We start from the raw sequence: 17,761 nt of genomic DNA, 5'->3' as shown, positions 1-17,761 counted from the left end.
CGCATCCCTTTTCCCGACGGCCATGGCTGACGGTCGAGCGCCGCCTGGCGGAGCTCCCGCAGCCTGGTCGTCCGTTCGACACAGAGCCGCGCATGTTTGGATCCGACGACAAGAAGTCTCCCCCCGCGGAGAAGAAAGGCCTGTTCGGCTGGTTCCGCAAGAAGACCGCCGAACCCGAAGAGACGCCTGCGGCAGCGCCGGCGGGCACCGCTGAGGAGCGCGCGCCCGAGCCGCCGACCAGCGCGCCGATAGCGCACCTGGGGCCGGTGCCCGAACCGCCCGAGGCCACCCCCTCGTTGGCGCCTGTCCCTGTGGTCGAGGAGCAAGCCCCGCCGCCGGTCGCCCTCTCGGCGCTGGTCGAGCCGCTGGTCACCGATCCCATCGTGCCGCCGGTCGAGGTCGAGCCCGTGGTGGAGCCTGCTCCCGAGCCCGAGCCCGAGCCCGAGCCCGAGCCTGTCGCCGCGCCGGTCTTACCTGTTGTGCCCATCGCCTCGGCCCGTCCAGAGCCGGCCGTTAAGCCTGAACCTGAGCCCGGGCCCGCTCAGCCAGCCGTCGCCGCTACCCTGGCCGAACCCGCCAAGCTGGGCTTCTTTGCTCGCCTGCGCCAGGGTCTGTCCAAGACCAGCGCCAGCCTCGGTGAAGGCATGGCCAGCCTGTTCCTCGGCCAGAAGGCCATCGACGATGACCTGCTCGAAGAGCTGGAAACCCGCCTGCTGACCGCCGACGTCGGCGTCGAGGCCACCGGCGTCATCATGCGCAACCTGACCCAGAAGGTGGCGCGCAAGCAGCTGGCCGACAGCGAGGCGCTCTATCAGGCGCTGCAGCAGGAGCTCACCGAGATGCTGCTGCCGGTGGAGCAGCCGCTGCTGATCGATACCAGTCACAAGCCCTATGTCATCCTGGTGGTCGGCGTGAACGGTGCCGGCAAGACCACCACCATCGGCAAGCTGGCCAAGCGCCTGCAGAACGAGGGCAAGAAGGTCATGCTGGCCGCCGGCGACACCTTCCGCGCCGCCGCCGTGGAGCAGTTGCAAGTATGGGGCGAGCGCAACCGCATCCCGGTGATCGCCCAGCACACCGGGGCCGATTCCGCCTCGGTGATCTTCGACGCCGTCCAGGCGGCCAAGGCCCGCGGCATCGATGTCCTGATCGCCGATACCGCCGGCCGGCTGCACACCAAGGACAACCTCATGGAAGAACTGCGCAAGGTCCGTCGGGTGATCGGCAAGCTGGACGAGGCGGCACCCCACGAGACCCTGCTGGTGCTGGATGCCGGTACCGGCCAGAACGCCCTCAACCAGGCCAAGCAATTCCACAATGCGGTGCCCCTGACCGGTCTGGCCCTGACCAAGCTCGATGGCACCGCCAAGGGCGGGGTGATCTTCGCCCTGGCCAAGCAGAGCGCCCTGCCGATCCGCTACGTCGGCGTCGGCGAAAGCATCGACGACCTGCGGCCCTTCGAGGCGCGGCCCTTCGTCCAGGCCCTGTTCGCGGAGCGTGGCGTCTCATGATCCAGTTCGACCGCGTCTCCAAGCGCTATCCCAACGGTCACGTCGGCCTGCAGGAACTGAGCTTCCGTGCCGAACGCGGCGAGATCCTCTTCGTCACCGGTCACTCCGGCGCCGGCAAGAGCACCCTGATGCGGCTGATCCTGGCGATGGAAAGGCCCACCGGTGGCAAGCTGACCCTGGCCGGCCAGGACATCTCGCGCATCACCAATGCGCAGATCCCCTTCCTACGCCGGCAGATCGGTGTGGTCTTCCAGAATCACCAACTGCTCTACGACCGCACCGTGTTCGACAACGTCGCCCTGCCGCTGCAGATCCTCGGCCTGTCCAAGCCCGAAATCGCCAAGCGCGTGGCCGCGGCGCTGGAACGGGTCAGCCTCAAGGACAAGCTCGACGACTATCCGGCCGAGCTGTCCACCGGCCAGCAGCAGCGGGTCGGCATCGCCCGCGCCGTGGTCCATCGCCCGGCCCTGCTGCTCGCCGACGAGCCTACCGGTAACCTCGATCCGCGCCTGGCCTCGGAAATCATGGGCGTCTTCGAGGACATCAACAGCCTCGGCACCACGGTGCTGATCGCCAGCCACGACCACGCCCTCATCGCCCGGCTGCGCCACCGCATGCTCACCCTGCAGCGCGGCCGCCTGATCGGCGATGAAGAGGAGAGCCAGCCATGAGCACCACCGAACTGCCCCGTGGCCAGGAGCAGGGCGGCAAGCCCCAGCGTCCGCAACGCCAGGCACCCAAACCGCCCAAGAGCGACTGGCGCGGCCCGCTGCATGCCTATCTCGAAGCCCACCGCACCGGCCTGAGGGACAGCCTCAGACGCATGGTGCAGCAACCCATAGGCACCTTCCTCACCTGCCTGGTGATGGGCATCGCCCTGGCACTGCCCATGGGCGTGTCCCTGCTGCTGAAGAACGTCGAGCGCCTCGGCGGTTCCTGGCAGCGGGCCGCCCAGATATCGGTGTTCCTCGACCTGCGCACCGGCCAGGATCAGGCCGAGGTGCTGATGAGCCAGATCAAGGTCTTGCCCGACGTTGCCGAGGCGCGCTGGATCAGTCCGGACGATGCCCTGAAGGAATTGCAGCAGGACGCCGGCCTGGGTGAGGCGCTGCGCGAATTGCCGCAGAATCCTCTGCCCGGTGTCATCGCCGTGACCCCCAAGGAAATCGACAAGAGCCGCCTCGACATGCTGCGCAGTCAGCTGGCCGAGCTGAGCGGCGTACAGCAGGTACAGCTGGACATGCAGTGGGTCGAGCGCCTCACCGCCATCCTCAAGCTGGGCGAGCGCTTCGTCTTCGGCCTGACCGTGGTGCTGGTGATCGCCCTGCTACTGGTGATAGGCAACACCATTCGCCTGGCCATCGAGAATCGTCGCACCGAGATCGAGGTGGTCAAGCTGGTGGGCGGCACTGACGGCTACGTCCGCCGGCCCTTCCTTTACATGGGCGCCTTGTTCGGCCTGGGCGCCGGCATCGCCGCCTGGGCGCTGCTGGTCTTCGGCCTGAACTGGCTCAACGCCGCGGTGATGGAGCTGGCCGGGCTCTATGGCAGCGACTTCGCCCTGGGCAGCGTTGCCGTGGAAGATGGCCTGCAACTGCTGATCGGTGCCGTGCTGCTGGGCTACATCGGCGCCTGGCTGGCCGTCGCTCGCCACCTGCGCGAGCTTGCCCCGCGCTGACGAACGGCCGGTTCCGTAACCTGCGGAAACGGTCCAAATCTCTGCAGAACCGAGCTTTTCACGGCCATTTTCAGCTGAGGTTAAGGGAACCCGGGTTAGTCTGGCGCTGTCCAAAAAATCAGTGTTAGACTGCCCAGTGCTTAGTGAATCGGAGGATTCGCATGACCACTTCGTTGCAACCTGTTCCTACATTGGTTCCCGGCGCCAGCCTGGAAGCCTATGTGCATTCGGTGAACAGCATTCCGCTGCTCACCCCGGAGCGGGAGCGTGAACTGGCCGAGCGCCTCTTCTATAAGGAAGACGTCGAGGCCGCTCGGCAGTTGGTGCTCGCGCACCTGCGTTTCGTAGTGCATATCGCCAAGAGCTATTCCGGCTATGGATTGGCCCAGGCCGACCTGATCCAGGAAGGCAACGTCGGCTTGATGAAGGCCGTGAAGCGCTTCAATCCCGAGATGGGCGTACGCCTGGTGTCCTTTGCCGTGCACTGGATCAAGGCCGAGATCCACGAGTTCATCCTGCGCAACTGGCGCATCGTCAAGGTGGCCACCACCAAGGCCCAGCGCAAGCTGTTCTTCAACCTGCGCAGCCAGAAGAAGCGGCTGGCCTGGTTGAACAACGACGAGGTCCATCGCGTAGCGGAAACCCTTGGCGTCGAGCCGCGGGAGGTTCGCGAGATGGAGAGCCGCCTGACCGGTCAGGACATGGCCTTCGATCCGGCCAGCGATGCCGACGACGATGCCGCCTACCAGTCGCCCGCGCAGTACCTGGAAGACAGCCGCTATGATCCGGCGCGCCAGCTTGAGGAAGCCGACTGGAGCGACAGCTCCACGGCCAATCTGCACGAGGCTCTGGAACGCCTGGACGACCGCAGCCGCGACATCCTCTACCAGCGCTGGCTGGCCGAGGAGAAGGCGACGCTGCATGAGCTGGCGGCCAAGTACAACGTCTCGGCGGAGCGTATCCGTCAGCTGGAAAAGAACGCGATGAACAAGCTCAAGGGCAATATCGCCGCCTGATCCGGTGGCTGACCAAAGACCGCACCTCAGGGTGCGGTTTTTTTATGTCCGCAAATCCGTACCCTGTTATGGACGGTATCCGGCATATCGTGGCCATGGGCGGCTCTTACGGGCTCCGCCGCAACCGTAGGAGCGGCCCATGGCCGCGATGGAACATCAAGGCACGGCCGCATTGATCGGTAGGGTGGAAAACCGCGCAGCGTTTTCCACGCGAAGTTGCCTGGCTACTCTACTGCCCGGTCATCCGCCGCAGATAGTCGCTACCGCCCAGTTGGCGTTCCTGCTGGCGGATCCAGGCGGCGCGTTCGGCGACGTAGGCGCTGGGACGGCTCGGGCTCCACTCGCGGGGGTTGGGCAGTACGGCGGCCAGCAGGCTGGCCTGGCGGTCGGACAGGTAGGGGGCGCCTATGCCGAAATGATGACGGGCCGCGGCTTCGGCGCCGAATACCCCGTCGTCCCATTCCACGCTGTTGAGATAGACCTCGAGGATGCGCTGCTTGGACCAGAAGGTCTCGAGCAACAGGGTGAACCAGGTTTCGAAGCCCTTGCGCACCCAGCTACGGCTGCTCCAAAGAAAGAGATTCTTGGCGGTCTGCTGGCTGATGGTACTGGCGCCGCGCAGGGAGCCGCCGGCTTCGTTGTGGTTGAAAGCCTGGCGGATCGCCGTCATGTCGAAGCCCCAATGCTCGGCGAAGTGCTGGTCCTCGCCGGCGATCACCGCCATCTTGAGATCGTCCGGCAGTTCCTTCCAGGGGCGCCAGTCGCGCTGCAGGTCGATGGGCTTGCCATCGATCCAGGATTCGATCTTGCGTTCCACCATCAGCATGCTGCCCGGCGGCGGCACCCAGCGCAGGACCAGCACCACGGCGGCGCTGAGGGCGGCGAACCAGAGGGCTGCACGCAGGAGACGACGGAGGAGGGTACGCAGCATCGGCTTGGTCTTTGGCGGTTAGCGGGCCATTATAACCAACGCTCACCTTTCATCGCCCGGGAAAACCCATGTTGCGTCTCTTCCTGCTGTTCGCGGCCCTGGCCGGTTTCACCGGCGTCGGCCTGGGCGCCTTCGCCGCCCATGGTCTCAAGGGTCGCCTGTCCGCCGACTACCTGGCCGTGTTCCAGACCGGGGTGCTCTATCAGCTCATCCATGCCCTGGCGCTGTTCGGCGTGGCGCTGCTGTCGCTGCATTTCCAGGGCCGCCTGGTGGCCTGGGCCGGCGGTTTCTTCATCGCCGGTATCCTGCTGTTTTCCGGCAGTCTCTATCTGCTGACGCTGACCGGCATCTCGCGGCTGGGCATCATCACCCCCTTCGGCGGCTTGTGCTTTCTCGCCGGCTGGGTCTGCCTGGCCGTGTTGGCCTGGCGCCTGAGCAGCCTTTGAGCGCGCGGTTCCGGATCGGGCGTCGCTGCAATGAGCGCCCGACCGGCGTAGAATGCCAACTCACCCCGCGACGATGCTTTTTCCATGCAGATCCTGTTGAACGGCGAAGCCCTTGAGTTGCCGGACGGTACCACCGTCGCCGACCTGCTCGTGCGTCTCGAATTGACCGGACGACGGGTTGCGGTGGAACGCAACCTCGACATCGTGCCGCGCAGCCAGCATGCCACCACCGCCCTGGTGGAGGGTGACCAGCTGGAAGTGGTCCACGCCATCGGCGGCGGCTAGCCGCGAAAGAGGAATCCAGATGAAAGACACTCCCTTGACCCTGGCCGGGCGCACCTATGCCTCGCGCCTGTTGGTCGGTACCGGCAAGTACCGCGATCTCGAAGAGACCCGCCTGGCCATCGAGGCCTCCGGCGCCGAGATCGTCACCGTAGCGGTGCGTCGCACCAACATCGGCCAGAATCCCGGCGAGCCCAATCTGCTCGACGTGATCTCGCCCGAGCGCTACACCATCCTGCCCAACACCGCCGGCTGCTACGACGCGGTGGAAGCGGTACGCACCTGCCGCCTGGCCCGTGAGCTGCTCGATGGCCACAACCTGGTCAAGCTGGAAGTGCTGGCCGACCAGAAGACCCTGTTCCCCAACGTCATCGAGACCCTCAAGGCCGCCGAGACGCTGGTAGCGGATGGCTTCGACGTCATGGTCTACACCAGCGACGACCCCATCGTCGCCCGCCAGTTGGAGGCCATTGGCTGCATCGCCGTCATGCCCCTGGCCGGCCTGATCGGCTCGGGTCTGGGCATCTGCAATCCCTACAACCTGCGCATCATCCTCGAAGAGGCCAAGGTGCCGGTGCTGGTCGACGCCGGGGTGGGCACCGCCTCCGACGCCACCATCGCCATGGAGCTGGGCTGCGAGGCAGTGCTGATGAACAGCGCCATTGCCCATGCCCGCGAGCCGGTGCTGATGGCCGAGGCCATGAAGCACGCTATCGTCGCCGGTCGCCTGGCCTACCTGGCCGGGCGTATGCCGCGCAAGCTCTACGCCACGGCGTCTTCGCCGCTGGACGGTCTGGTCGGCTGATCCGCGAGCGAACCTTCATGCGCCCGGCTCCGTGCCGGGCGTCTCTTTTTCCCACTATCGATAACGCCATGACCGATCATCAAGACGAGCAGACCCCCGACCGTCCCCTGCGTACCATCAAGAGCTTCGTGATGCGTGCCGGCCGCATGACCGAAGGCCAGCAGCGTGGTCTCGACCAGGGCTGGCCGCGCTTCGGCCTGGAGCTGGCCGACGGCCCGCAGGATTTCGACCGGGTGTTCGGCCGCCAGGCACCACGCACCTTCGAGATCGGCTTCGGCATGGGCCATTCCACCCTGGAAATGGCCGCCGCGGCCCCGGAACAGGACTTCATCGGCGTCGAGGTGCATCGTCCCGGCGTTGGCGCCCTGCTCAATGGTGCCATGACCCAGGGGCTGACCAACCTGCGGGTCTACAGTTGCGATGCCCTGGAGGTGCTGCGCCAATGCGTGGCCGATGCCAGCCTGGACCGGGTCCTGCTGTTCTTTCCCGACCCCTGGCACAAGAGTCGCCATCACAAGCGCCGTATCGTCCAGCCGGCCTTCGCCGAACTGGTGCGGCAGAAGCTCAAGGTCGGCGGCGTACTGCACATGGCCACCGATTGGCAGGCCTACGCTGAGCACATGCTCGAGGTCATGAACGCCGCTCCCGGCTACCGCAACCTGGGCGATGACTCGGGTTACGTGCCGCGGCCCGAGGAGCGCCCCATCACCAAGTTCGAACGTCGTGGCGAGCGCCTGGGCCATGGGGTCTGGGATCTGAAGTTCGTACGACTGGACTGACCGTACGTCGCGGATGAGGAGGGGTTGAGCCAGCTGCCGCCTGTTTGGCATGATGGCGTTTTGCCGCGATGGGGCCTAACCATCGGGAAACCTTGGAATCTGCGAGATGCCTGCCGACCAAAACCGTGAGCCGGGGCGCTGTTTGCCCGGGATGCAACGGTGATCCTGGGACCTGACGGCGCGCTCGATGCCTTGCGGCAGCTGGAGGTCGAGCGTAGTGCCCGCCAACGCACCGAGCGTTCGCTGCATCTGATGGCCTCGGCCTTCGCCCTCTGCCGGGACGCCATGGCCGTGCTCAGCGAGAGCGGCCAGATCATCGAAGCCAACGAGGCGCTGTGCAAGCTGATGCTCAGCGCCGGCAAGAGCGTGGCTGGCCAGTACCTGTCCCATTACATCAAGTTGCCCGAGGCGGCCATCCAGGCCTTCGAGCGGCATGGCTATGCCCTGTCCGAGGCGAGCTTCCACGTCTCGGCCAAGCGCGTGACCCCGATGGAGATCAGTCTCAGCCGCTTCGCCGGCGAAGGCGGCGCCGAGGGCTACGTCATCGCCAGCCTGCGCGACATCACCGACCGCAAGCGTGCCGAGCAGGCGCTGGAGCGCCTGGCGTTGAGCGATGGCCTGACCCAACTGCCCAATCGCGGCGGCTTCTATCGCCGCTTCGATGACTGCCTGCGCGCCCTTGCGCCAGGACGCAGCCTGGCCGTGCTGTTCATCGACGTGGATGGGTTCAAGGAGGTCAACGACTCCTTGGGCCATGAGGCGGGCGACGAATTGCTGCGTGTCCTCGCCGCCGGTCTGCAGGACAGCCTCGGCCACGACGAGTTGCTGGCCCGCTGGGGGGGCGATGAATTCGTCGCCGCCATCGCGGTGGACGGCCGCAGCCAGGCGCGCCAGATCGCCGAGCGCCTGCTGCAGGTGGTCGGTCGGCCACAGCGCATCGCCGAGCACGACATCCGGGTGTCCGCCAGCATCGGCCTGAGTATGACCCCCGACGACGGCCAGAGCGCCGAGGCACTGCTCAGCAATGCCGACGCCGCCATGTACGCGGCCAAGAGCGCCGGCAAGAGCCGGGCGCGCTTCTACGATCCGGAATTCACCGCCGAGGCGCTGCGCAAGGTCACCCTGCTGGCCCATCTACACGCCGCCATCGAGGCGGAAGAGATCAGCTTCGTCCTGCAACCCAAGTTCGATGCCCAGCGTCGGCTGGTCAGCGCCGAGCTGTTGGCGCGCTGGGATTGCCCCGGGGTGGGCTCGGTACTGCCCTGTGTCTTCGTCGCCCTGGCCGAGCAGAATGGCATGGCCTCGTCCTTGGGGCGGCTGGCGATCCGGCGGGCGGCGGCCTATGCCCGCGACTTGCAGCAGGCCGGCGTCTGTATTCCGGTGGCGGTGAACATCTCGGCCCGCCAGGTGGCGGACGATGAACTGGGCCTGGTCTTGGAACGTGCCTGCGCCGAGTTCGGCGTGCGGCCATGGGCCCTGGAGCTGGAGGTGACCGAGTCGGTGTTCCTGCAGCGCGGTGCCCCGGAGCGGCGACTCGGTCTGCTGCGTGACCAGGGCTTCCGGGTGGCCATGGACGACTTCGGCACGGGCTATTCGTCCCTGAGCTATCTGCATCGGCTGTCCTTCGACACCATCAAGATCGACCGTAGCTTCCTGCTGTCGGTGGATCGCGACGCTCGCTCGCGGCAATTGCTGGCGGGCATCGTCAGCCTGTGCCGGGCGCTGAACATGCAGATCGTTGCCGAGGGGGTGGAGACCCAGGCGCAATTCGACCTGCTCAAGAGCCTGGGCGTGGACTGCTTCCAGGGCTTCCTGCTCGGCCGGCCGCAGTCGCTGGATAGCCTGCTGCTGCTGGCCGGCGTCCCGGACTGCACCTCGCTCTAGCAGGGCAATTCAGGCGTTCGCACGAGTGGGCGAGTGACTTCCGTGCGGTTCGGCGTTCCGCTTGGGCCAGGCGCCATGGCGAGTCAGGGCAACGCCGTCCAGGAGCGAGAAGCGCCGCCAGGATGGTAGATCAGGTCTGAACCACCACCCTAGCTGCGGCGTTCGGCCAGCACGCCCAGCAGGCAGACGCCGATCAGCAGCACCGGGGCCAGGGCGTAGTTGTTGAACTGTGCCAGGCCCTTGACCACCCAGGGTGTAAGGAAGGTCATGGCGGCGCCGTAGATGGCCAGGCAGGCCAGGGCGAAGGCCGGTACGCGGATGGCGGTCGGCAAACTGCCCAGGCGCGCCTGGATGAAGGCGTTGACCTGGCTACCGAACAGCACCAGCAGGGTGGCGGTGACCGCCAGGGCCACCTCGTCCAGATGGCTGCGGCTCCAGCGGGAGAGGTCGGCGATGTGGTTGAGCACGAAGTCCAAGGCAAAGCTCCTCGTCAGTCAGGCAGAAAGGATTGCAAGAGGTCGTTCAGGAACAGCTGGCCGCGCGTGGTCGGTTGCAACCGCTCCAGGTCGTCTACCAGCAGGCCGTCGCGGCGCGCCGCGGCCAGCGCGGGGGCCAGGCTGTCCAGGGCCTGGCCGGTGCGCTGCGGATACCAGGAAGCCGGTACGCCGTCCACCAGGCGCAGGGCGTTCATCATGAATTCGAAGGGCAGGTCGGCCGGCTCCAGGCGCTTCTCGCCGGCCTGGAAGGGCTTGGCCGGATCGAGATAATCCTTGGGCAGGCGGGTCTTCCAGCTGCGCAACAGGGTGCCGTCCGGCGCGCTCAGCTTGGCGTGGGCGCCAGCGCCGATGCCGAGGAAGTCGCCGAAGCCCCAATAGTTGAGATTATGCCGCGCCTGGCGCCCGGGCTGGGCATAGGCGGAGGTCTCGTACTGCCGGTAGCCGGCGACGGCCAGGCGGGCCTGGCCGGCTTCCTGGATATCCCAAAGGGTATCGTCCTCGGGCAGCTCCGGCGGCTGGCTCCAGAACACCGTATTGGGCTCCATGGTCAGCTGGTACCAGGACAGGTGCGTGGGCGCCAGAGCGATGGCCTGCTCCAGGTCACCGAGGGCGTCGGCCAGGCTCTGGCCGGGCAGGCCGTGCATGAGGTCCAGGTTGAAGTTGTCGAAGCCGGCGGCGCGGGCTCGGTCGGCGGCGCGGATGGCTTCGTCGCGCCCGTGGATGCGACCCAGGGCTTTGAGCTTTTCGTCCTGGAAACTCTGGATGCCGATGGACAGCCGGTTGATGCCCAGCCCGCGATAGGCGACGAACTTGGCCTGCTCGAAGGTGCCGGGGTTGGCTTCCAGGGTGATCTCGATGTCCGGCGCGAAGTCCAGGCGCTGGGCCACACCTACCAGCAGCCGGCCCAGGGCCGCGGCCGAGAACAGGCTCGGCGTGCCGCCGCCGAAGAAGATGGAGGTCAGTGGCCGGCCATGGACATGGCTCAGGTCGTTATCCAGATCCGCCAGCAGGGCGTCGACGTACTCCGCTTCCGGCAGCGTCGGGCCGGCGGCATGGGAGTTGAAGTCACAATAGGGGCACTTGCGTACGCACCAGGGGATATGGACGTAGAGCGCCAGCGGCGGCAGGGTGAAGGTCGGAGTCACAGGCCGAGCCGTTGCTTGAGCAGGACCATGGCGCGGGCGCGATGGCTGCGCTGGTTCTTTTCCACCGGGGCCAGTTCGGCGGCGGAAACGCTTTCGCCATCGGGCTGGAACAGCGGATCGTAGCCGAAGCCGTGCTCGCCCTGGGCGGCATGGAGGATGCGACCGGGCCAGAGGCCTTCGCAAAGGATCGGCAGCGGATCGTCGGCGTGACGTACCAGGGCCAGCACGCAGACGAACTGGCCGGTACGCGCGGCGTCGGGGACGTCTCTCAGGGCTTCGAGCAGCTTGGCGTTGTTGGCCGCATCGCCCTTGCCATCGGCGTAGCGGGCGGAATAGATGCCGGGGGCGCCGCCGAGGGCGTCCACCGCCAGGCCCGAGTCGTCGGCCAGGGCCGGCAGGCCGGACAGGCGCGCGGCGTTGCGGGCCTTGAGGATGGCGTTCTCGACGAAGGACAGACCGGTCTCTTCGGGCTCGATCTGGCTGAATTCGCCCACCGAGCGTATCCGTACCTGGCCGCCGAGCATGGCCTGGAGTTCCTTGAGCTTGCCGGCATTGTGGCTGGCGAGGACCAGTTCGGTTAGGTCGGACATGAGGACACCGCGTCTCGTGAAGGATGGCGGCGTATTGTACGCGAAGCCAGGCCCAGGCTGGCCGCGCTGCCCCTGCCTTACGTCATATCGCGACGCGATGTTCCTGTAGGCGCGGCGCGCTGACCCGGTAGATGCCGATCTCGCCGAGCAGGTTGGGCCACAGCCGACTGGCCCAGCCATGGCGGTGCTGGCGGTCCACGGCGAGGCGATCCAGCACCTGGGCGCGTTGCTCGCGGCAGAGGCGTTCGAAGTCCTCGAAGGTGCAGAAGTGGATGTTCGGCGTGTTGTACCAAGTGTAGGGCAGGAAGTCGGAGACCGGCATGCGGCCCTTGGTGCCCAGGTACAGGCGGCAGCGCCAGTGACCGAAGTTTGGGAAGGTGATGATGCACTGGCGACCGACCCTGAGCATCTCCTGGAGGATGCGGTCGGGGTATTGCAGGGCCTGCAGCGACTGGGTCATGACCACCACGTCGAAGCTGTCGCTGGCGAAGTTGGCCAGGCCGCCGTCGAGGTCCTGCTCGATGACGTTGACGTCCTTGAGCAGGCATTCGGCGATCTTGTCCGGATCGATCTCCAGGCCGTAGCCGGTGACCTGCTTGTGGTCGCGCAGCCAGGCGAGGAGCTCGCCGGTGCCACAACCGAGGTCGAGCACCCGGCTGCCGGCAGGGATCCATTCCTGAATGATGTCCAGATCGGCGCGCACGCAGCTATACCTCGATACGGGTCATGTAGTGGGAGAAGGCCTGCAGGTAGCGCGGGATGGGGATGAGGAAGGCGTCATGGCCCTGGGGGGCGTCCACCTCCAGGTAGCTGACATCCTTGCGCGCGGCCATCAGGGCGTTGACGATCTCCTTGGAGCGCGCCGGCGAGAAGCGCCAGTCGGTGGTGAAGGAGACGATCAGGAAGCGCGCCTGCACGCCGGCGAGGGTCTTGGCCAGGTCGCCGCCCTGGGCGTGGGCCGGATCGAAGTAGTCCAGCGCCTTGGTCATCAGCAGGTAGGTGTTGGCGTCGAAGCGGCCGGAGAATTCCTCGCCCTGGTAGCGCAGGTAGCTCTCCACCTGGAATTCGACGCTGTGGAAGTCGTAGTTGAGCTGGTCGGTCTTGAGTTCGCGGCCGAATTTCTCGCCCATGGCCTCGTCGGACAGGTAGGTGATGTGGCCGACCATGCGCGCCAGCATCAAGCCTCGCTTGGGGATCACGCCCTTTTCCTGGAAGTGGCCGGCGTGGAAATCCGGGTCCGAGAGAATGGCCTGGCGCGCCACCTCGTTGAAGGCGATGTTCTCCGCCGACAGCTTGGGCGCCGAGGCGATGGCCAGGCAGTGGCGGATGCGCTCCGGATAGCTGATGGTCCATTGCAGCGCCTGCATGCCGCCGAGGCTGCCGCCGATCACCGCCGCCCACTGCTGGATACCCAGGCGATCGGCCAGCCGCGCCTGGCTGTGGACCCAGTCTTCCACGGTCAGCACCGGGAAATCCGCGCCGTAGGGACGGCCGGTGTCCGGATTCGGGCTGCTCGGCCCGGTGGAGCCGTTGCAGCCGCCCAGGTTGTTCAGGGCGACGACGAAGAACTTGCGGGTGTCGATGGGCTTGCCGGGGCCGATGCAACTGTCCCACCAGCCAGGCTTGCGGTCGTCCAGGCTGTGGTAGCCGGCGGCGTGGTGATGGCCGGAGAGCGCGTGGCAGATCAGCACGGCATTGCTGGCCGTGGCGTTGAGCTCGCCGTAGGTCTCGACCATCAGGTCGTAGGCCGGCAGGGTGCGACCACCGGCGAGGGCCAGGGGCTCGCTGAAATGCAGCAGCTCGGGGGTGACCAGGCCGACGGAATCTTCGGGGATGACGCTGGGCATTGACGGCTCGTCCGGGGCGGGGCTCGCCAGTCTAAAGAGCACCGCGGGGAGCGGCAAGGGCAGGCGTGGCACCCTGACCGAACCCGCGTGAGGACGGCGCGGCCAGGGGCCCTAGACCACGCGGGCCAAGGGCAGCACGACCACGTTGTCGTGACGCTGGGAGGGCGCCGGGCGGGCGATCTGCTTGAGCATGTCGCTGACCTCGGTGAGCTGCTTGTGGAGCACGTCCTCGTGCACCTGCAGTCGGCGTACCTGCTCCTGGCCGTTGAGATTCTGCTGGGTGAGCTGCTTGAGGGCCAGCATGCTGGTCTCCAGCAGCTGCTTCTGCTCGCGGGTGTGCTGCACCAGCGGTGTCAGGGCGCCGTCGTTCCAACGCAGCACCTGGGCATGGGCGCCTTCCTGCAGGGCCTGGACTTCCTGGGCCACGGTGGCGAAGAAGCGGCGGGCCAGGGCGCTCTGTTCGGTGAGCAGGGTCTTCACCTGGCGCTGGATTTCCTCGGTCTTGAGCTGCAGCTGGCGCAGCTCGCGGACGTAGGGTCGGATGCGCAACCGCGGCGCTTCCAGGGGATGCAGGGGATTCTCCAGGTTGTGCCGCTGGTAGACCGCGCCGAGCACCTTGTTGGCGCGATCGGCTTCGTTGTCCAGCGCCAGCAGGTCGTGCTCGACCATGCGGAAGAACCGTTCGATGGATTGGTTGATCCCCACGGTGGTCAGGCTGCTGCGGAATTCCCGGCGAGCGGTCTCCAGGTGGGCGTCCAGGCGCTCAGGGACGACCAGGTCGAGGAGTAGCTTGCGCTGGCCAGCCAGCATGTTCTGGGTGGTGCGCAGGTCCAGCAGGCGGCGGTGGTACTGGTCGTACTCCTGGCGCGTGCGGGCGGTCTGCAATTCGAGCCCGGCACCTGGCAATTCTTCGTCGGCCAGCTGCGCGTACTGCGCCCGGATGGCCTCCAGGCGCTGTTCGATGAGCGTGCGACTGGCACCCAGCAGGCCACTGGCCTGGTGCACGATGCGTTGCTGCAGCAGCCGCTCGCGGGCACCGACGATGCGATCGGCGAGCAGTTGCTCGAGGCCGTCCAGTTGGCTGCGTGCGAGCAGTTCCAGGTCGCCGCGCACCTTGCCCAGCAGAGCCTGCTTGGCCGACAGCGGCAGGATGTGCTCGGCGGGCAGGGCCAGTTGCCGGGCGCTGGCCTGGCGGACGTTCTCCAGCGAATGGGCGACGTGGGCAGCACCGCCAAGGTCGTCCCAGAGACTGTCGATCTTGTTCATCACTGCGAACAGTCGCTCGGGACTGTCACCCAGCGCCGGCTTGACGCACTGTTCCCAGAGCGCCAGGTCCGAAGCGGTGACGCCGGTGTCGGCGCCGATCAGAAAGAGCACGGCCTGGGCGTGGGGCAGCAGCGAGAGGGTCAGCTCGGGCTCGGCACCCAGGGCGTTGAGGCCGGGGGTATCGAGAATGCGCAGGCCCTGGCGCAGCAGCGGATGATCGATGCTGATGAGCGCATGGCGCCAGGCCGGCACGCTGACCAGGCCGGCGTCACCGAGCTGTTCCAGCTGTTCGGGATCGAAGCCCAGCTGCGCTGCCGTTTCCGCCGTCACTTCGCGGGTCTCGGTGACCTTGGCCAACAGGGTGGCCATGGCATCCGGATGGCGATCATCCAGCGGGAAGCGCTGCCAGGCCTCGGGCGCCTTGCGCCAGGCGACCAGGCTGCGGTCGTCCAGCCGGCTGTCGATGGGCAGCAACTGCAGGTAGGGCCCGTCGGCGCCGGCATCGAAGAAGATCTCGGTGGGGCACATGGTGGTGCGCCCGGCTTGGGACGGCAGCATGCGCTGGCCGTAGTCGGCGAAGAAGAGGGCGTTGATCAGCTCGGTCTTGCCGCGGGAGAACTCGCCGGCGAAGGCCAGGGTGATGCCATCGGCCTGGAGTTCGCTCTGGCAACTGGCCAGGGCAGCGTCCAGGGCGGGGGAGGCGAGGCGATTACGCTGCAACCAGTCGCGGTAGCGCCCCAATTGGGTATCGAGTTCGGCTTTCCACGTGGCATAGGCATCGACGTGGCGGAACAGACGTTCCATGGGGACTTCCTTGGCCTGGACAGCTAAAGCCTGGACGGTGCCCCAGCCTCCAGGCCGCGTCAATGCCGGCTCCGTCACGACGCGGCGGGCGGTCGTGACGGAGGGGCGAGCGGTGGCGGACGTCGTACGTTAGAGGAAGGGCGCGAGGATCTGCGGCATGCCGGTGGCGGCGGCCAGTTGGCCGATGACGAAGCGATCCAGCAGGTTGATCACGATGAAGGCGAAGATCGGCGACAGATCCAGGCCGCCCAGGCTGGGCAGGATGCGGCGGAAGGGCGCCAGCAGCGGTTCGCAGATCTGGTTGACCAGTTCGGCGGCGGGGTTGTGGGTCTGGGGCGCGACCCAGGAGAGGATGACGCTGACGATCAGGGCGAAGAAGAACACCTTGAGGAACAGCGAAGCCACGCCGAGCAGGGCCCAGATCAGCAGCGCCGGGAACAGACCGCCGATGCTGGCGCCGAGCAGTACCACCACGACCATCATCAGGGCCAGCTGGACCAGGATCGCCAGCACCAGGGCCGCCAGATCGACGCCGCCGAAGCCGGGAATGACCCGGCGCAGGGGTTTGAGCAGCGGCTGGGTGGCGCGCACGGTGAATTGCGACAGCGGGTTGTAGAAGTCGGCCCGGACCAGCTGCAGGATGAAGCGCAGCAGGATGATCAGCAGGTAGAGACTGCCGAGGGTCTGGATGACGTAGACGAGAGCTTGCGCGAAAGCGGACATGGATACTCCTTATCGATCCGGCAACTGGGCCAGTTCCGCAGCCCGGTCGGCCGCGGCGGTGAGGGCTTCTTCCACCAGGTCCGCGAAGGCCCCGGCTTGGAAGGTTTCGATGGCGCGTTCGGTGGTGCCCTTGGGGGACATCACCGAGCGGCGCAGTTGTTCAGGGGTGCGGTCGCCCTGGCAGGCCATGGCTGCAGCGCCACGGGCGGTGTGCAGGGTCAGTTGCTCGGCCACCGCGGCTGGCAGGCCGAGCTTGGCGCCGGCCTCGGTCATGGCCTCCATCAGCAGGAAGAAGTAGGCCGGACCGCTACCGGACACCGCGGTGACCGCATCCAGCTGCTGCTCTTCCTCGACCCAGAGGGCCAGGCCGACCGCGGCGAGGATTTCCTGGGCGCGGGCGCGCTGGTCTGGGCTGACCTGCTCGTTGGCGAACAGGCCGCTGGCGCCGAGGCGCAGCTGCGCCGGCACGTTGGGCATGCAGCGCACCAGCGGCCGCTCGCCCAGCCAGCGCGTCAGACTGGCGCAGGTGATGCCGGCGGCGACCGAGACGATCAGTTGCTCCGGACGCAGGTGCGGTGCCAGTTCGGCGCAGACCTCGCCCATCACCTGGGGCTTCACGCCCAGCACCACCACGTCGGCGTCAGCCAGGACCGCGGTGTTGCTGGCTTCGACGCGGATGCCGTACGTCTGGGCCAGTGCCTCGCGCTTGGCCGGATTGCGATTGCTGGCACTGAGCTGGCGGGCCGGCACGCCCTGGGCGAGCAGCCCGCCGATGATGGCGCCTGCCATGTTGCCGGCGCCGATGAAGGCGATGCGGGTGTCGTTCATCGAGACTTCCTAGGTTGAAGAGGCGGTGGCGCCGTAGTCGCGGGCGCCGAACAGGGCGGTACCGATGCGGACCCAGGTGGCGCCCTCGGCGATGGCGGCTTCCAGGTCCTGGCTCATGCCCATGGACAGGGTGTCCAGGTCCAGGTTCAGCGCTTCGCTCAAGGCGCGCAGCCGGGCGAAGGCCGCGCGCTGGCTGGCCGGGTCCTCGGTAGGTTCGGGGATGGCCATCAGGCCGCGCAGGCACAGGTTGGGCAGTTGGCTCACGGCGGCCGCCAGGGCGGGCAGTTCGTCGGGGTGGCAGCCGGACTTGCTGGCTTCGCCGCTGACGTTGACCTGCAGACAGATGTTCAGCGGCCCTCGCTCGGGCGGTCGCTGCTCGGCCAGGCGCTGGGCGATCTTCAGTCGATCCACCGAGTGCACCCAGTCGAAATGGCTGGCGATGGCGCGGGTCTTGTTGGACTGGATGGGGCCGATGAAATGCCACGTCAGTGGCAGATCGGCGAGTGCGGCCTGCTTGTCCAGCGCCTCCTGCAGATAGTTCTCGCCGAAGTCGCGCAGGCCGGCGGCGCAGGCTTCGCGCAGGGCGGCGGCGGGTTTGGTCTTGCTCACCGCCAGCAGGCCGACGGTCGCGGGATCGCGGCCTGCCGTCTGGCTGGCCGCGGCGATGCGTTCGAGTACGGTTGCGCTATTCTCGGCTATCGTGGACATTCAGCCCCTGCTTGCGTCGGC

At 67.0% G+C, this 17,761-nt stretch carries 19 protein-coding genes; 9 read left to right on the top strand and 10 right to left on the bottom strand.

Annotation, left to right across the window (positions count from 1 at the left end; all coding sequences use genetic code 11):
• Nucleotides 1-92: 92 nt before the first annotated feature.
• From ftsY to rpoH, 4 genes are all read left to right on the top strand, one after another.
• Nucleotides 93-1,511, top strand: a complete 1,419-nt coding sequence (gene ftsY, locus RND78_RS06525) for a signal recognition particle-docking protein FtsY (protein WP_312726961.1) — start codon at nt 93-95, stop codon at nt 1,509-1,511.
• The gene (ftsE, locus tag RND78_RS06520; RefSeq protein WP_058762944.1) at nt 1,508-2,182 is read left to right on the top strand and encodes a cell division ATP-binding protein FtsE; all 675 of its coding nucleotides are present in this window, start codon (nt 1,508-1,510) and stop codon (nt 2,180-2,182) included. The genes ftsY and ftsE overlap by 4 nt, the downstream gene beginning before the upstream one ends.
• On the top strand, nt 2,179-3,189 hold the full coding sequence (ftsX, locus tag RND78_RS06515) for a permease-like cell division protein FtsX (RefSeq protein WP_312726955.1): 1,011 nt from the start codon (nt 2,179-2,181) through the stop codon (nt 3,187-3,189). Before ftsE ends, ftsX begins: the two co-directional genes overlap by 4 nt.
• Before the next feature lie 161 nt (nt 3,190-3,350).
• Nucleotides 3,351-4,205, top strand: a complete 855-nt coding sequence (rpoH, locus tag RND78_RS06510) for an RNA polymerase sigma factor RpoH (protein WP_295467502.1) — start codon at nt 3,351-3,353, stop codon at nt 4,203-4,205.
• A 229-nt stretch (nt 4,206-4,434) separates the two neighbouring features.
• Here the strand turns inward: rpoH and mtgA are convergent, their stop codons facing one another.
• On the bottom strand, nt 4,435-5,136 hold the full coding sequence (gene mtgA, locus RND78_RS06505) for a monofunctional biosynthetic peptidoglycan transglycosylase (protein ID WP_312726951.1): 702 nt from the start codon (nt 5,134-5,136) through the stop codon (nt 4,435-4,437).
• Nucleotides 5,137-5,204: 68 nt separating this feature from the next.
• Between mtgA and RND78_RS06500 the strand changes: the two genes are divergently transcribed.
• The 5 genes from RND78_RS06500 to RND78_RS06480 all read left to right on the top strand — a co-directional run bounded on the left by RND78_RS06500 (nt 5,205) and on the right by RND78_RS06480 (nt 9,332).
• Complete coding sequence (locus tag RND78_RS06500; RefSeq protein WP_312726949.1) at nt 5,205-5,582, top strand: DUF423 domain-containing protein; 378 nt, start codon at nt 5,205-5,207, stop codon at nt 5,580-5,582.
• Between the two features lie 84 nt (nt 5,583-5,666).
• Entirely contained in the window at nt 5,667-5,867 is a 201-nt protein-coding gene (gene thiS / locus RND78_RS06495) for a sulfur carrier protein ThiS (protein WP_312726948.1), read from the top strand.
• 19 nt (nt 5,868-5,886) lie between these two features.
• Nucleotides 5,887-6,669, top strand: coding sequence for a thiazole synthase (locus RND78_RS06490; protein WP_312726946.1), 783 nt, complete (start codon nt 5,887-5,889; stop codon nt 6,667-6,669).
• Between the two features lie 107 nt (nt 6,670-6,776).
• Nucleotides 6,777-7,448 (top strand): tRNA (guanosine(46)-N7)-methyltransferase TrmB, encoded by a 672-nt coding sequence (trmB, locus tag RND78_RS06485; RefSeq protein ID WP_312727283.1) that lies wholly within the window; start codon nt 6,777-6,779, stop codon nt 7,446-7,448.
• Nucleotides 7,449-7,607: 159 nt separating this feature from the next.
• A complete protein-coding gene (locus RND78_RS06480; RefSeq protein WP_312726945.1) occupies nt 7,608-9,332 on the top strand; it encodes an EAL domain-containing protein in 1,725 nt (574 codons plus the stop codon).
• A gap of 149 nt (nt 9,333-9,481) precedes the next feature.
• On the opposite strand, the gene RND78_RS06475 is transcribed toward RND78_RS06480, so the two are convergent.
• The 9 genes from RND78_RS06475 to RND78_RS06435 all read right to left on the bottom strand — a co-directional run bounded on the left by RND78_RS06475 (nt 9,482) and on the right by RND78_RS06435 (nt 17,740).
• Nucleotides 9,482-9,808: a DUF3392 family protein gene (locus RND78_RS06475; protein WP_059229783.1), complete on the bottom strand. Its 327-nt coding sequence runs from the start codon at nt 9,806-9,808 to the stop codon at nt 9,482-9,484.
• A 14-nt stretch (nt 9,809-9,822) separates the two neighbouring features.
• Nucleotides 9,823-10,974: a radical SAM family heme chaperone HemW gene (gene hemW, locus RND78_RS06470; RefSeq protein ID WP_312726944.1), complete on the bottom strand. Its 1,152-nt coding sequence runs from the start codon at nt 10,972-10,974 to the stop codon at nt 9,823-9,825.
• Nucleotides 10,971-11,564, bottom strand: coding sequence for an RdgB/HAM1 family non-canonical purine NTP pyrophosphatase (gene rdgB / locus RND78_RS06465; RefSeq protein ID WP_312726943.1), 594 nt, complete (start codon nt 11,562-11,564; stop codon nt 10,971-10,973). The genes hemW and rdgB overlap by 4 nt, the downstream gene beginning before the upstream one ends.
• Nucleotides 11,565-11,646: 82 nt before the next feature.
• The gene (gene metW, locus RND78_RS06460) at nt 11,647-12,267 is read right to left on the bottom strand and encodes a methionine biosynthesis protein MetW (RefSeq protein WP_312726942.1); all 621 of its coding nucleotides are present in this window, start codon (nt 12,265-12,267) and stop codon (nt 11,647-11,649) included.
• Nucleotides 12,268-12,271: 4 nt separating this feature from the next.
• Nucleotides 12,272-13,411 (bottom strand): homoserine O-acetyltransferase, encoded by a 1,140-nt coding sequence (locus tag RND78_RS06455; protein WP_312726941.1) that lies wholly within the window; start codon nt 13,409-13,411, stop codon nt 12,272-12,274.
• 111 nt (nt 13,412-13,522) lie between these two features.
• Nucleotides 13,523-15,481 carry a dynamin family protein gene (locus tag RND78_RS06450; protein WP_312726940.1) on the bottom strand — a complete coding sequence of 653 codons (1,959 nt, stop codon included), beginning with the start codon at nt 15,479-15,481 and terminating at the stop codon, nt 13,523-13,525.
• 129 nt (nt 15,482-15,610) lie between these two features.
• Entirely contained in the window at nt 15,611-16,204 is a 594-nt protein-coding gene (locus tag RND78_RS06445) for a YggT family protein (protein WP_059229789.1), read from the bottom strand.
• Nucleotides 16,205-16,213: 9 nt separating this feature from the next.
• Nucleotides 16,214-17,032 (bottom strand): pyrroline-5-carboxylate reductase, encoded by an 819-nt coding sequence (gene proC / locus RND78_RS06440; protein ID WP_312726938.1) that lies wholly within the window; start codon nt 17,030-17,032, stop codon nt 16,214-16,216.
• Nucleotides 17,033-17,041: 9 nt separating this feature from the next.
• Nucleotides 17,042-17,740 carry a YggS family pyridoxal phosphate-dependent enzyme gene (locus RND78_RS06435; RefSeq protein ID WP_312726937.1) on the bottom strand — a complete coding sequence of 233 codons (699 nt, stop codon included), beginning with the start codon at nt 17,738-17,740 and terminating at the stop codon, nt 17,042-17,044.
• Nucleotides 17,741-17,761: the final 21 nt, after the last annotated feature.

It is taken from the genome of Pseudomonas oryzihabitans (assembly GCF_032027545.1).
Lineage (GTDB): Bacteria > Pseudomonadota > Gammaproteobacteria > Pseudomonadales > Pseudomonadaceae > Chryseomonas > Chryseomonas oryzihabitans_F.
Note: the sequence above shows the minus strand (reverse complement) of the source record. Positions and strands in the feature narration are given on the sequence as shown.

Coding starts and splice junctions, on each gene's coding strand:
- proC (WP_312726938.1), bottom strand. CDS start 17,032: ATGAACGACACCCGCATCGCCTTCATCGGCGCCGGCAACATGGCAGGC.
- RND78_RS06450 (WP_312726940.1), bottom strand. CDS start 15,481: ATGGAACGTCTGTTCCGCCACGTCGATGCCTATGCCACGTGGAAAGCC.
- RND78_RS06490 (WP_312726946.1), top strand. CDS start 5,887: ATGAAAGACACTCCCTTGACCCTGGCCGGGCGCACCTATGCCTCGCGC.
- thiS (WP_312726948.1), top strand. CDS start 5,667: ATGCAGATCCTGTTGAACGGCGAAGCCCTTGAGTTGCCGGACGGTACC.
- RND78_RS06435 (WP_312726937.1), bottom strand. CDS start 17,740: ATGTCCACGATAGCCGAGAATAGCGCAACCGTACTCGAACGCATCGCC.
- RND78_RS06500 (WP_312726949.1), top strand. CDS start 5,205: ATGTTGCGTCTCTTCCTGCTGTTCGCGGCCCTGGCCGGTTTCACCGGC.
- rdgB (WP_312726943.1), bottom strand. CDS start 11,564: ATGTCCGACCTAACCGAACTGGTCCTCGCCAGCCACAATGCCGGCAAG.
- ftsE (WP_058762944.1), top strand. CDS start 1,508: ATGATCCAGTTCGACCGCGTCTCCAAGCGCTATCCCAACGGTCACGTC.
- rpoH (WP_295467502.1), top strand. CDS start 3,351: ATGACCACTTCGTTGCAACCTGTTCCTACATTGGTTCCCGGCGCCAGC.
- RND78_RS06455 (WP_312726941.1), bottom strand. CDS start 13,411: ATGCCCAGCGTCATCCCCGAAGATTCCGTCGGCCTGGTCACCCCCGAG.
- ftsX (WP_312726955.1), top strand. CDS start 2,179: ATGAGCACCACCGAACTGCCCCGTGGCCAGGAGCAGGGCGGCAAGCCC.
- mtgA (WP_312726951.1), bottom strand. CDS start 5,136: ATGCTGCGTACCCTCCTCCGTCGTCTCCTGCGTGCAGCCCTCTGGTTC.
- RND78_RS06445 (WP_059229789.1), bottom strand. CDS start 16,204: ATGTCCGCTTTCGCGCAAGCTCTCGTCTACGTCATCCAGACCCTCGGC.
- ftsY (WP_312726961.1), top strand. CDS start 93: ATGTTTGGATCCGACGACAAGAAGTCTCCCCCCGCGGAGAAGAAAGGC.